This window comes from Tenacibaculum sp. UWU-22, from assembly GCF_041021355.1.
In the GTDB taxonomy this organism is placed as follows: domain Bacteria; phylum Bacteroidota; class Bacteroidia; order Flavobacteriales; family Flavobacteriaceae; genus Polaribacter.
Window position 1 is genome coordinate 1 of sequence record NZ_JBFNGP010000006.1, and the last position, 13,496, is coordinate 13,496.

11 protein-coding genes and 1 pseudogene are annotated in these 13,496 nt (G+C 31.9%); 11 read left to right on the forward strand and 1 reads right to left on the reverse strand.

The annotated features are described in order from the left end of the window. The 7 genes and pseudogenes from AB2B44_RS09790 to AB2B44_RS09820 form a co-directional block, all read left to right on the forward strand. Positions 1-1,144: pseudogene (locus tag AB2B44_RS09790) on the forward strand (hypothetical protein); the annotation flags it as partial. 54 nt (positions 1,145-1,198) lie between these two features. Further along, entirely contained in the window at positions 1,199-1,438 is a 240-nt protein-coding gene (locus AB2B44_RS09795) for a hypothetical protein (protein WP_369049403.1), read from the forward strand. Between the two features lie 69 nt (positions 1,439-1,507). After that, the gene (locus AB2B44_RS09800; protein WP_369049404.1) at positions 1,508-2,902 is read left to right on the forward strand and encodes a hypothetical protein; all 1,395 of its coding nucleotides are present in this window, start codon (positions 1,508-1,510) and stop codon (positions 2,900-2,902) included. 5 nt (positions 2,903-2,907) lie between these two features. Further along, positions 2,908-3,846: an arabinofuranosidase catalytic domain-containing protein gene (locus tag AB2B44_RS09805; RefSeq protein ID WP_369049405.1), complete on the forward strand. Its 939-nt coding sequence runs from the start codon at positions 2,908-2,910 to the stop codon at positions 3,844-3,846. A gap of 14 nt (positions 3,847-3,860) precedes the next feature. Next, the gene (locus tag AB2B44_RS09810) at positions 3,861-5,057 is read left to right on the forward strand and encodes a gliding motility-associated C-terminal domain-containing protein (RefSeq protein ID WP_369049406.1); all 1,197 of its coding nucleotides are present in this window, start codon (positions 3,861-3,863) and stop codon (positions 5,055-5,057) included. Between the two features lie 191 nt (positions 5,058-5,248). Next, complete coding sequence (locus AB2B44_RS09815) at positions 5,249-5,974, forward strand: hypothetical protein (RefSeq protein WP_369049407.1); 726 nt, start codon at positions 5,249-5,251, stop codon at positions 5,972-5,974. Positions 5,975-6,189: 215 nt separating this feature from the next. Further along, positions 6,190-6,996 carry a TerC family protein gene (locus AB2B44_RS09820; protein ID WP_369049408.1) on the forward strand — a complete coding sequence of 269 codons (807 nt, stop codon included), beginning with the start codon at positions 6,190-6,192 and terminating at the stop codon, positions 6,994-6,996. Positions 6,997-6,999: 3 nt separating this feature from the next. Here AB2B44_RS09820 and AB2B44_RS09825 read toward each other — a convergent pair whose 3' ends face one another. Then, a complete protein-coding gene (locus AB2B44_RS09825; RefSeq protein ID WP_369049409.1) occupies positions 7,000-7,641 on the reverse strand; it encodes a protein-L-isoaspartate(D-aspartate) O-methyltransferase in 642 nt (213 codons plus the stop codon). Positions 7,642-7,818: 177 nt separating this feature from the next. Between AB2B44_RS09825 and AB2B44_RS09830 the strand changes: the two genes are divergently transcribed. The 4 genes from AB2B44_RS09830 (at position 7,819) to AB2B44_RS09845 (ending at position 13,486) form a co-directional block, all read left to right on the forward strand. Then, entirely contained in the window at positions 7,819-8,784 is a 966-nt protein-coding gene (locus AB2B44_RS09830; protein WP_369049410.1) for a Gfo/Idh/MocA family protein, read from the forward strand. A 113-nt stretch (positions 8,785-8,897) separates the two neighbouring features. Further along, positions 8,898-9,785 carry a 3-hydroxyacyl-CoA dehydrogenase family protein gene (locus AB2B44_RS09835; RefSeq protein WP_369049411.1) on the forward strand — a complete coding sequence of 296 codons (888 nt, stop codon included), beginning with the start codon at positions 8,898-8,900 and terminating at the stop codon, positions 9,783-9,785. A gap of 290 nt (positions 9,786-10,075) precedes the next feature. Continuing rightward, positions 10,076-12,517 carry a bifunctional aspartate kinase/homoserine dehydrogenase I gene (gene thrA / locus AB2B44_RS09840; RefSeq protein ID WP_369049412.1) on the forward strand — a complete coding sequence of 814 codons (2,442 nt, stop codon included), beginning with the start codon at positions 10,076-10,078 and terminating at the stop codon, positions 12,515-12,517. Positions 12,518-12,556: 39 nt separating this feature from the next. Next, entirely contained in the window at positions 12,557-13,486 is a 930-nt protein-coding gene (locus tag AB2B44_RS09845) for a homoserine kinase (protein ID WP_369049413.1), read from the forward strand. Positions 13,487-13,496: the final 10 nt, after the last annotated feature.

A 13,496-nucleotide genomic window follows, 5' to 3' on the forward strand; every position in this document is an offset into this window, starting at 1 on the left:
AAATATTTCAGGATCTTCTTTCGATAATACCTCTTCTAAACTTACCATTGGTATTGAAAATGGTGCCAACCAAACCCTTGACCTGTCTGCGCTAGAAGAATCTGCCGATATCAATGCCCTACAAGCAAACTTAAATACACATACAGCTGCAGATGGCGACTTAAGTGCTACCAATGAAATTCAAACACTTTCTATTTCTGGAAATGATATTTCTTTATCTAAAAACGGAGGAACGGTAACTGTACCAGTAACCGAACCATGGTTTGGCACAGATAATCATGCTGCGGCTACTTTGAATACAGAAAACATTTATTCAATGGGTAGAGTAGGTATTAGAACAAACGATCCTAATTTTGACTTAGATGTTGCTGGAGTTATTAACGCTACAAGGCGCGTTACAGCAGGTTATGGTTCTGGAATTGCTGGTTTAACGGTAAATGATGGTGGCGGAAATGCCAATGTTGTATTTAATCATGCAGGTAAAACAGCAGACATAGATGGTAATGCGGGTAGAATAACAGTAAATGTTGATGATACTACTAATGCTTACATGATTTTTCAAGTTGGTTCAAATTTAACAGCAGGTGTAGCCTCCAGCTTAAGCACCATTATGACTTTAAAAGAAGGCCCCTCTGTAGGCATAGGCACAGCTACTCCAACAGCTACACTTGATGTAAATGGTGATGCCAGAATACGCACTATGCAAGCAGGAAGTGCTACCGATGAACATGTGGTTTATTCAAGCGGAGGATTACTTAAAAAAGTACCTGCTCCTTCTCTATCGGTAACCAAAGAAACCATAGGGTATGTTTTTGCTACGGCATTTACAAGTGCATCTGGTGGAAATTTATATAATATAAATTCTTCTGTAAAGAGAACAGGAGTAGGACAATATACTGTAACTTTTACAACACCTCACCCTAATGGCAGTGATTATCCAGTAGTTTTTGGCACAGTAGAAGACGATGTTAATAGAGATTCTAATATTGTTCAATTAGTTGAAGGCTCTAGAACTCCAAATGGTTTTAAAGTATATATAGCTACGGGAGATAATGGCGTTACTGCAGATGTGCTAGTAGACAATGAATGGTCTTTTCAAGTACCTGCCAAAAAAGAAGTTATTACCAATGTTCAATTGAATTAAATTTTAATAATGAAAAGCTATATACAAAACATAGTATTTTTTATTATAATAATTATGACACACATCAGTTATTCTCAATCGCCAAATGGTATAGAAGGGCAAAACATTACCCGTACACTAATTCGCGTTAACAATGTACCTACACAAAGCGCTAACTTATATACCTTTCATAGAATATATCCTAGCACTTCACCGATAAATAATATATATTCAACAAAATATCAAATAAGTATTCAAGCATTAATATTACCTTTAACCACAGAACAAAAAAAATATCTATGGGCAAAAATTTAAAGGTATAAATACTAATGTGGCAGTTATCACTGTCAAGGTTCCTAGTATAACTACTAAAAAAATTAATTCATGAAATATTTTACTAAATTTTTAATTGTTTTTTTATACACATTAAGTAGTATAGCGCAAACACCTTCGGGAGAAAGTATGCTTGGTTTAAATAGTGTACCCACTTCAGAACTAGGAAATATTACCAACCCAATTAGAGGCTCTATTTTGTATAACCCCACTGAAAAAAACTTATATGCTTACGATGGAAAAAATTGGATACCAATTGGTAATGGTGCTGATGATAACCAAAAAATAGATAGTTTTTCTTTAAACACAACTACTGGAGAGCTTTCTCTTTCTATAGAAAACGATGCAGAAGCAGATAAAACTATTCTACTTAATACAATAGAACCTTGGTATGGAGTTGATGATAATACAGGAGCTACTTTAAATACTGAAAATATTTATTCAATGGGTAAAGTAGGCATAGGTACCAGTACAATTAATGGCAAATTACACATACAGTCTTCTGTTGATGCAGGATTAACCTCTACTGAACATGCATTAACCTTAGGTAATCCATCAGGATTTAATTTAATTTTCGATAATAATGAAATATTAGCCAGAAATAATGGTGCCTTTAGTAATTTATATATACAAAATGAATCTTCTGCAAATACTATTTTTAATAACAGTGGAAGTGGAAGAGTAGGTATTGGTGGAGTTCCTTCTCAAAAGTTAGATGTGTTTGGAACAGGACGAATTAGTAATTCTACTTATTTAGCAGTAAACGAAGACGGTACTAAAAACATAGTTAAGATTGGAAATCCCATAGGAGGAAATAATGATGGTTACTACCCTATTTCTTTATTTGGAGGTCCTCTGCAAACAGGTTGGAATAGTGCTTATATGGGGATTGATTCTCCCAATGGAATTTTCAACTTATACCCATACAGTGGACAGGGAAATTTTACTCAATTTAAAGTTACTTTTAATCCTAGTGGAGGAAATATGTATATAGCCAATGGAAATCTGGGGATTAAAGTATCCAGCCCAACAGCTATACTTGATGTAAATGGTGATGCTCGAATACGTAATCTTACATCTAGTAATAGCAGTACAGATATGATGGTAGTAGCTGATGCTAGCGGGGTATTAAAAAAAACCGAACGTGGTATTGCTCCTGTAAAAGAAGTAACAACCAACTACTCATTAACAGCTCAAGATAGTGGATTTATAATTTATGTAAATTCTTCTACCAACAGAACCATTACCATCCCTTCTGGGCTACCCATTGGTTTTAATGTAAGTGTGTATCAACAAGGAACTGGGGTTGTAACTTTCAATGGGGGGTCAGGAACAACTGTGGTTAATCGATTGGGTAGAAGTAAAACGGCTGGTCAATATGCTGGTGTAGGTATTGTACAATATACCAATAACCAATTTACTTTAACTGGAGATTTAAAAATGTAATTATAATGAAAAAAATATTCCTCTTTTTATTTTTCACTATCAACTACAATATCTATTCACAGGGAATTGGACATTACAATCAATACCCTACTTTACATGTAGATACCTATTTAGATCAACTTGACAATACTATTAGCTTTGCCTATTCTATGCGCAGGCTATACAGTAATTACACAGGCCCTATAATTAAATTAAGAAGAAAATCAGACAATATCACGAAAGTTTTTTATGCTATTGATACCGATTTAGTAGACATTAACGCAATTACTACTTGGGCAGCAGGTAGTAATCTTTATGTAGATACTTGGTATGACCAAAGCGGATTAAATAGAAATGCCATTCAAACAACCATTACTAAACAACCGCAATTTTATATCGATTCGGTTTTACCTTATTTTCAAGGCGACGGAGTCGATGATTTTTTAGTGGTAAGCAACAGCCATTTACATGATTTAACAACTAATGGTAAAGATGGTACTGTATTATTAGTAGCCAAAGCTACAGACAGAAATCAAAATTCATTTGGTATATCTAATGGTAATTACAGATGGCTTAGTCATTTAAATTGGGGTAACGAACGAGCTTATTTTGACGCTGGATTTTATAATACTAGTGTTGCTACCAATCAACGATCATTTTATAATTTATCTGGTATAAATGTTTTTAAGCAATATTCGTTAATTTCTGGTTCTCCAAATACAATAATAATGCGACAAAATACCGTAGAACAACTAAACACAACAACAAGCTCAAACAACTGTAATTATAATTTTTCTTTTTTTATTAGTGCCGCTTCTACTTCAACAAGCACCAATCCAGATACAGCTACAGGTAACATGTATGCAACCACTGGATTCAACGAATTTATTTTATACAAAACTAAAATTCCAGAAAATACTTATAAAACTGTTGAACAAATACAAATGGCCTTTTGGGGGCTTTAAATTTTTTTTAAAAAATGAAAGCATCATCTTTAAATAATAATATACTAACCAAAATACTAGTAATAGTTATTATCGGTTTAACGTATACTAGTGGTTTGTTGGCGCAAACTTCTTTTCACAATTTTGGCAACGTTCAAATTCACGATGAGGGTAAAATAGGGTTTCATACAAATTTAGTTAACGACGGCGTTTTTAATCAAAATAAAGGCTTTGCTGGATTTTACAACCTTAATGGAAATTTAACCGTTTCAGGTGAAAACAGACCTGTATTTCACGATTTAGAAGTAGATGTTGCAGACGATTTAGAACTCTATGTTTCGGTTGGTGTTAAAAATATTATGGAATATACTACAGGTAGAGTAATTACACCTAGAGATGATCGCTCAATTTCATTAGATTATTTAAATTTCGATTTATATGCTGGCGAATCAGATACCGAACATACCGACGGTTATGTATCGGTTACGGGTTTTGAAAAATTTATATTCCCTATTGGTGATGATATGCGATTAAGACCTATGATTATTCCTGAACAAAGTGGCAACACCTACTTTAAAGGAGCTTATTTTTACGAAAATCCTGATACCCCAACTACATTTATAAATTCTTTTTTAACTTCTGAAAAACAAACTTCTTTAGGAAACATCAGCAATTATGAATTTTGGGATTTAGATGGTAATACAGAAACGCTTGTTACCCTTACATGGGATAGTAAAAGTAACATTGAATTAATTTCTAACGATATGTCTTTTTTAACAGTGGTAGGCTGGAGCGAAACAGATAACAAATGGGTTGATTTAGGAAAAACCGATATTCAAGGTGATTTTGAAAAAGGAACAATAACTTCAGATTTATTTATCCCAAATTTATATACCGTAATTACTATCGGATCATACGGTGGTGAGGTTGGTGGAATGAGTTCAACTTATAATAAAATTATAACCCCTAATGGCGATGGCAAAAATGATGTATTAGTTTTTGAAGACTTAGATGAATTTGTTAAAAACAAGTTATCAATTTTTAACAGATGGGGTGCTATGGTTTACCAAGCTGAAGGCTACAAAAATAATTGGTCAGGTATATCAACAAACTCTAGTACTGTTAACCCCACAGACAAGCTACCCGTTGGTACTTACTTTTATGTATTAGACCTAAAAACTAAAAATAACGAAGATGTTGTACAAAAAGGATGGATTTATATTACTCGCTAAAAGAGAAAATGAATAGATGCCTAAAACCCTAATCATATTGTGTAATATTTTTTAAACATCCCCTGTTAATTCACAATTATTTCTGATAATTCTATTTTCTTTTTTATTTTGGCACGCTGTTTGAAAATTAGTTTGATAACTGCGGAAGCCGAAAAGCAAATAGAGTAAGCATAACCCTAAATTTAGCAATTATGAAAAAAGGGATACTTTTATTATTAATACTAACCAGTATAGCGACAATAAACGCTAATGACCTCAGAAAATCAACTGCCAAAATTGGGGTAAATAACCACAATAAAGAGGCGGTGACTTTTACTGAACACGGAGTAGAGTTTTACGTGTTTTTTAATGGTAACTTCGATTTTAATGTTCAATATCAAAATAATCGATACGCTGATTATAACGGGCATCGAATAAGAATGGAAGGCCCCAGAAGAATATTTGTTAAACGTGATTATAAAGGACGTATTAGACAAGTAGGTAACATATACATTCATTATGATTTTAGAAACAATGTAACACAAATTGGTAGTGTGCATATAGATTACAATTATGGTTTACTTGCCCGTGTTGGACACTTAACTATTGATTATGATCGATTAGGAATTCCTCATTTTTATGGTAAAGTAAAATACTATGATAATCATTACGACACCCATTTTGGCACCGTTTACGATTATGATGATATGTATTTTCGTAGTGCAGCGTTTAAACTACTTTATCATAAATATAAAGAAGATAACAATTTTTATTACTATAAAGCTCGCTCTGATGCAAAAACTGGTGTACACGATAAAATTTTAAAAAGAAGAAAACATAAAACGTCTAATTCTTTTTACAAAAATGATCACAAGAAAAATAAGTCTTACAATAATGATAGAAACTCTAATCGAAGAAAAAGTATTAAAACGCGTTAGCGTAAATAGCAACTATTTAAAACAATGATTTTTTGTTTTAACCTTACAAGTTAAGTAGTAAAAGTAAAACTTGTAAGGTTTTTTTATTTTTAAAAAATACAGTGAGCTTATAAAAGTATTATTTGAAAAAAATAATTGACAAATGTGCTTTTATTATGTAAAAAATCTATTTTTATGTACTTTTGATTTTAAATTACTTACTGCAATTAAAACCTATGTTAGAAAATATTTTTACTTTATTAATGCTCGTTCTTTTACAAGCCGTATTAGGTTTTGATAACCTCTTATATATCTCATTAGAATCTAAAAAAGCACCCGAATCTGAACAAAAAAGAGTTAGAAGAACGGGGATATTAATAGCTATTGTATTACGAATTTTATTACTATTTATTCTAATTTCTATTATCGATTTTTTTCAAGAGCCCTTTTCTTTTTTAACAGGAAGTATTAAAGGGGTTATTGACTTTTCTTTTAACGGGCATAGTATTATTGTACTAGTCGGCGGAGGCTTTATTATTTATACCGCCATAAAAGAAATATGGCATATGATAGCTAATGAAGATTTACAACATAAAAATAAAACCGAAAGTAACCGAAAAATATCTCCTAATGCTGTAATTATTAATATTGTTTTAATGAATTTAGTTTTTTCTTTTGATTCTATTTTAGCAGCTATAGGCTTAACCAAAGAAATAGACCATCATACTACCGCATTTATTATTATGGCAACTGCTATTGTTATTAGTGGTTTATTAATGTTAGCGCTTGCTGATAGAATTTCGGCATTTTTATCAAAAAACAGAATGTATGAAGTTTTAGGACTTTTTATACTTTTTATTGTGGGAATAATGCTAGTTACCGAAGGCGGCCATTTAGCTCATTTAAAGATTTTTGGTAACGAAATTACAGCGATGAGCAATACAACTTTTTATTTTGTAATTGCTATATTAATAATAACAGACGTTGTACAAGGTCGATACGAAAAAAAAATAGCACGAACTGAAAAACAAACAAAAAACTAAAATTTACGCTTTTTTTTCTAACATCGGTACAAAAATAAAATTACCTAATTCGTGTTTTTCAAACTCATTAGACGATTTTCGTACAAACAATGTCATAATTTGGGTATCACCCCCAATAGGTATTAACATCTTGCCTCCTACCTTTAATTGAGATAACAAAGGTTTAGGCACATACGGAGCCCCAGCAGTAACAATAATTTTATCATAAGGAGCATCTTTAGGAAGCCCTTTATACCCATCACCAAATACAAATTTTTTAGGTTTGTACCCTAATTTAGGTAAAAACAGTGATGTTTTTTTAAACAACTCATGTTGGCGCTCTATCGTATAAACAATGGCTTTTAATTCTAATAAAACAGCTGTTTGATAACCTGATCCTGTACCAATTTCTAATACTTTATCGCCTTCTTTAATTGTTAAAACTTCTGATTGAAAAGCAACCGTATAAGGCTGAGAAATGGTTTGAGCAGCCGCTATTGGAAAAGCCTTATCTTGATACGCATGTGCTTCAAAACTAGAATCTAAAAACAAATGACGTGGAATTTTTTTTATCGCAGTTAACACTTTTTCGTCGGTAATTCCCTTCTCTTTTAAACTAGTAACAAGCTGATTTCTAAGTCCTTGATGTTTTGCTGTATCTCTCATATTTTCAAAACTAAAATTACAAATAATTCAGCATAGATACTTATAAAATTGTATCTTTGTTTTCGTTATATTTTTATCAAGGTTAATTATATACAAGTTGTTTGTTTTATTTGCAAAAAACGACTTATTAAATAAGTATTTTATATTGCTTTCACTCACTAAATACACAAAATAACTATGTTAAAAGTTGGCGTTTTAGGTGCTGGTCACCTAGGAAAAATCCATCTTCGTTTATTACAACAATCTAATAAATACGACTTACTAGGGTTTTATGATCCTTTTAAAGAAAATGCGCAAAAAGTAGCAAAAGAGTTTGGCTATCAATTATTTAACTCTGTAGAAGAATTAATCGATGCCGTAGATGTAGTAGACATTGTAACTCCTACGTTATCTCATTTTGATTGTGCTAAACAAGCTATAGAAAAAGGGAAGCATATTTTTATAGAAAAACCCATAACCAATACCTTACAAGAAGCTGAGGCTATTAGAACTTTAGCCAGTCAAAACCATATACGAGGACAAGTAGGTCATGTAGAGCGGTTTAACCCTGCTTTTATGGCTGTAAAAAACAAAATTGATAACCCTATGTTTATAGAAACGCATCGGTTAGCTGAATTTAATCCGAGAGGAACCGATGTGCCTGTTGTTTTAGATTTAATGATTCACGATATTGACATTGTTTTATCAACCGTAAATTCTAAGGTAGCTGAAGTAAATGCAAGTGGTATATCTGTGGTTTCGAAAACACCCGATATTGCAAATGCACGTATCGAATTTGAAAATGGTTGTGTAGCAAATTTAACAGCTAGTAGAATTTCGATGAAAAACATGCGTAAATCACGTTTTTTTCAACAAGACGCCTATATTTCGGTAGATTTTTTAGAAAAAAAATCAGAAATCGTTCGAATGAAAGAAGTGCCCAAACACCCTGATGAATTTGCAATGATTTTACAAAATGCAGAAGGCGTAAAAAAACAAATTTATTTTGATAACCCCAAAATAGTGCCCAATAATGCTATTTTAGACGAATTAGAATCATTTGCCGATGCTATTATAAAAGATACCACCCCTATTGTTAGTTTAACACAAGGTGCAGAGGCTCTTAAAGTTGCCCAAATGGTTATCGATTCTTTTAAAAATTAAAACAATATTCTTTTTTCAAGTTTGTACAAAAGTGTTTTTTATTCGATCATTTATAAAAACAACTAAATATCGAAATAAAAACACCCCAAACGATTTAACTTAAATTTATTCAAATGAAAAACATTGCTGTAATTGGAGCTGGAACTATGGGTAACGGAATTGCCCACACTTTTGCTCAATTTGGATATCAAGTGCAATTGATAGATATTTCTGAATCTGCTTTAAACAAAGCGATAACAATTATTAGTAAAAACTTAGACCGCATGATTGCTAAAGAAAAAATAACCCCAAACGAGAAGGTTAAAACTTTAGCTAACATTACCACACACACATCTATAAAAGAAGGGGTTAAATATGCTAATTTAGTGGTAGAAGCTGCAACAGAAAACAAAAATTTAAAGTTAAAGATATTTAAAGAGTTAAGTGAAATTTGCTCTGAAGACACTATTTTAGCAACCAACACCTCTTCTATTTCAATTACAGAAATAGCTGCGGCTACAAATAAACCTGAAAGGGTAATTGGTATGCATTTTATGAATCCAGTACCCATTATGAAATTAGTAGAAATTATTAGCGGATATAACACCGCTAACTCAGTGATGGAAACTATTGTGGCTTTAACTAAAAAAATTAATAAAATTCCTGTTGAAGTAAACGATTATCCAGGTTTTGTAGCAAATAGAATTTTAATGCCAATGATTAACGAAAGTATTGAAACACTATACAACAAGGTTGCTGGAGTTGTAGAAATAGATACCGTAATGAAATTAGGAATGGCACACCCTATGGGACCTTTACAATTAGCTGATTTTATTGGTTTAGATGTTTGTTTATCTATTTTAAATGTAATGTATGAAGGATTTAAAAATCCAAAATACGCCCCCTGCCCTCTTTTAGTTAATATGGTAAATGCAAATAAATTAGGGGTGAAATCTGGAGAAGGATTTTACGATTATAGCGAAAACAAAAAAGCCCAAAAAGTGGCTAAAATGTTTGCTTAACCTAGTTATTATTTTTGAGGACTAGCAACAAAAAGCCAAATATTTTTTCACATTTTTCTAGTACATTTTATTTTTAAATTATACATTTGGCACATGTATATCAATAAAAGCATTTCAAAATCATCTATAAACCGCCCTACGGTTATATCTTTTATTGGCATTATTATTACTACTATTATTACCCGTTAAGGGTTAATTTTATTACATATAATCTCCGTTCTCATTTGTTTTCAAATTATTTGAAAACAGACAAATAATCAAAAAAATAATTTACATCAATTTTATTTAAAATGAAAGTTTTAAAATTCGGAGGCTCATCAGTAGCCAATCAACAAAACATAACACAGGTTATAGAAATTATAAAACAAGCTTCTAAAAAAGAAAAAATTGTAGTTGTGGTTTCTGCTTTTGGCAAAACAACAGATAATTTATTATTAGCGGCTAAATATGCTTTAGAAAATACTACCGAAGCAAAAAAAATAGTAACTGAGCTAGAAAAGCTACATATTGAAGTAATCACTGCTTTAGTTCCTTCAAAAAAGCAACAAGAAGTTATACAATACACACAACAATTATTTACCAAATTAACTGCTTTTTACGAGGGTATTTTTCTTTTACAAGAATTGTCGCCAAAAACATTAAGCACTATTGCCAGTTTTGGAGAACAATTATCTTCTTATATTATTGCAAATGCTGCAAAAAAAGAATTAGATGTTATACATAAAGATAGTAGAGATTTAATTATTACTAATGATAATTACGATAACGCTCAAGTAAATTTTAAAGAAACAAATAAAAACATAGTTGCCTTTTTTACCAAAAACACACATCAAATAGTTGTTTTAGGTGGATTTATCGCCGCAAATAAAACAGGGGAAACAACTACATTAGGGCGCGGTGGGTCAGACTACTCTGCAGCCATCTATGCCGCAGCACTAAACGTTAACGAACTACAAATTTGGACAGATGTTAGTGGTATGTTTACAGCAAACCCTAGAGAAGTAAAACAAGCCTTTCCTATAACTCAAATTTCGTACATCGAAGCAATGGAGTTATCGCATTTTGGAGCAAAAGTTTTATATCCGCCAACGATACAACCTATTTTAGAAAAAGAAATTCCGATTAGAATAAAAAATACTTTCGAACCCGAAAACGACGGAACGCTTATTGTAAAAAAATCAAACGACACCAAGGCTGTAAAAGGTATTTCACATATAGAAAATATTAGTTTATTAACATTAGAAGGTAGTGGTATGGTTGGTGTGCCAGGATTTTCAAAACGCATGTTCGAAACCCTTTCGTTACATCATATAAACATCGTTTTTATAACCCAAGCCTCTTCAGAACATTCTATTTGTATTGGAATTTATGATAACGATGCTAAAAAGGCAAAAGAATGTTTAGATGAAACTTTTCAACTAGAAGTTCAAAAAAACAAAATAAATCCTATCGCTGTTGAAAGTAACTTGTCTATCATAGCCTTAGTGGGTGACAATATGAAAAATCATCAAGGGTTAAGCGGACAAATGTTTAGTGCTTTAGGAAAAAACAATGTAAATGTTAGAGCAATTGCTCAAGGTGCATCAGAAAAAAATATTTCGGCTGTAATAAATAGCAACGATGCTAAAAAGGCCTTAAACACGTTGCACGAACAGTTTTTTGAAGAAAAAATAAAGCAATTAAATTTATTTGTTACTGGAGTAGGTAATGTAGGCGAACGCTTTTTAGCACAAATAAATCAACAAGCAGCTTATTTAAAAAAACATTTAAAATTAAATATTAGAATTATAGGAATTTCAAATTCTAAAAAAATGATTTTCAATAAAAAGGGAATCGATTTAACACAATGGAAAAAACAATTAGAAAATGGTGAACCAAGTTCTTTAACCGCTTTTTTTGAAAAAACAAAATCGCTTAACATGCGTAATTCGGTCTTTGTAGATAATACCGCAAACAAATCGGTTTCAGAAGTTTACGAAAACTACTTAGGTAATAATATTGCTGTAGTAACCTGCAATAAAATTGCATGTGCTTCTAGTTTGGTAAATTATAAAAATTTAAAACGTATTTCGCATAAGTATAACGCTCCTTTTTTATTTGAAACCAATGTAGGAGCTGGATTGCCTGTTATAGACACTTTAAAAAATTTAATAGCTTCGGGCGACCAAATTCATAAAATTCAGGCCGTATTGTCAGGTACTTTAAATTTTGTTTTCAATAACTTTAATGCAAGCAATACCTTTCATGATATAGTTGACCAAGCTCAAAAAGAGGGATATACTGAACCTGACCCAAAAATAGATTTAAGTGGAATTGATGTTGCTCGAAAAATTTTAATCTTAGCTCGTGAAAGCGGGTACGATTTAGAATTAGAAGACATTAAAAACGAATCATTTTTACCTGAAAAAAGTTTACAAACTACAAATAATTCTGATTTTTACGCTACATTAACTGAATTTGAAAAGCATTTTCAACAGTTATTTAAAGAGGCTAATGATAAAAATTGCCGATTAAAATATGTGGCTGAGTTTGAAAATGGAAAGGCTAAAGTAGGTTTACAACATATTCCTGCCAATCATCCTTTTTACAATTTAGAAGGCAGCGATAATATTGTGTTATTTTTTACCGAACGATATCCTGTAAATCCATTACAAATAAAAGGTGCTGGTGCTGGTGCTGAGGTTACCGCTTCAGGTATTTTTGCAGATGTAATTAGAGTTGGTAATCGATAAAACAAGTTAGATTTAATTTTTTAGTAAGAAATACACATAATGAATTATATAAAAATATTTGCTCCAGCTACAGTTGCTAATGTTTCATGTGGATTTGATTCGCTAGGACTAGCCGTTGATGGCTTAGGAGATGAAATGAGTTTTACAAAAACGCTAAAAAAAGGCGTTGTTATTAAACAAATTACAGGAGCAAACTTAAGTACAGAAGCTACTAAAAACGCAGCAGGTGTAGTTGCCCTAGCAATGTTAACCAAACAAAATGCAGATTTTGGTATAGAAATTACAATGCATAAAGGATTTTTACCGGGTAGTGGTTTGGGTAGTAGCGCTGCTAGCGCTGCAGGTGCCGCCTTTGCTGTAAATGCCTTACTAGGTAATGTTTATACGCAATTAGAGCTCACTCAATTTGCAATGTTAGGCGAAAAAGCAGCTTGTGGCACCCCTATTGCCGATAATGTTGCTGCTGCAATATATGGTGGTTTTGTTCTTATTCGTAGTTACAACCCCTTAGATATTGTTAAAATTCCTGTTCCTTCTGAATTAAGATTGGTTGCTATCCATCCACAAATAGAGGTAAAAACAAAAGATGCCAGAGAAGTACTACCTAAAAACGTTTTATTAAAAGATGCTGTAACGCAATGGGCAAATGTAGGAGGATTAATTAGCGGATTGTACTCTAACGATTATAATTTAATTTCAAACTCCTTAACCGATATTATTGTAGAGCCTGCTCGTAAACATTTAATTCCTCATTTTGATTTGGTTAAAGAAAATGCTCTTAAGGCGGGTGCTTTAGGTGCTGGAATTTCTGGATCTGGACCTACCATTTTTGCCTTGTGTAAAGGAGACGAAATAGCCGATACCGTATACAAAACTATTAAACAAACATATCAAGATAAAAACATTGGTTTTAACATGTATCGTTCTAAAATAAATGCAGAAGGCGTAAACATTATAGAATCTAAATAAAAAATAAAAA

Bases quoted from the DNA above. Each gene is read 5' to 3' on its own strand.
- thrA (WP_369049412.1), top strand. From the start codon at position 10,076: ATGAAAGTTTTAAAATTCGGAGGCTCATCAGTAGCCAATCAACAAAAC.
- AB2B44_RS09805 (WP_369049405.1), top strand. From the start codon at position 2,908: ATGAAAAAAATATTCCTCTTTTTATTTTTCACTATCAACTACAATATC.
- AB2B44_RS09800 (WP_369049404.1), top strand. From the start codon at position 1,508: ATGAAATATTTTACTAAATTTTTAATTGTTTTTTTATACACATTAAGT.
- AB2B44_RS09820 (WP_369049408.1), top strand. From the start codon at position 6,190: ATGTTAGAAAATATTTTTACTTTATTAATGCTCGTTCTTTTACAAGCC.
- AB2B44_RS09810 (WP_369049406.1), top strand. From the start codon at position 3,861: ATGAAAGCATCATCTTTAAATAATAATATACTAACCAAAATACTAGTA.
- AB2B44_RS09835 (WP_369049411.1), top strand. From the start codon at position 8,898: ATGAAAAACATTGCTGTAATTGGAGCTGGAACTATGGGTAACGGAATT.
- AB2B44_RS09825 (WP_369049409.1), bottom strand. From the start codon at position 7,641: ATGAGAGATACAGCAAAACATCAAGGACTTAGAAATCAGCTTGTTACT.
- AB2B44_RS09845 (WP_369049413.1), top strand. From the start codon at position 12,557: ATGAATTATATAAAAATATTTGCTCCAGCTACAGTTGCTAATGTTTCA.
- AB2B44_RS09830 (WP_369049410.1), top strand. From the start codon at position 7,819: ATGTTAAAAGTTGGCGTTTTAGGTGCTGGTCACCTAGGAAAAATCCAT.
- AB2B44_RS09795 (WP_369049403.1), top strand. From the start codon at position 1,199: ATGACACACATCAGTTATTCTCAATCGCCAAATGGTATAGAAGGGCAA.
- AB2B44_RS09815 (WP_369049407.1), top strand. From the start codon at position 5,249: ATGAAAAAAGGGATACTTTTATTATTAATACTAACCAGTATAGCGACA.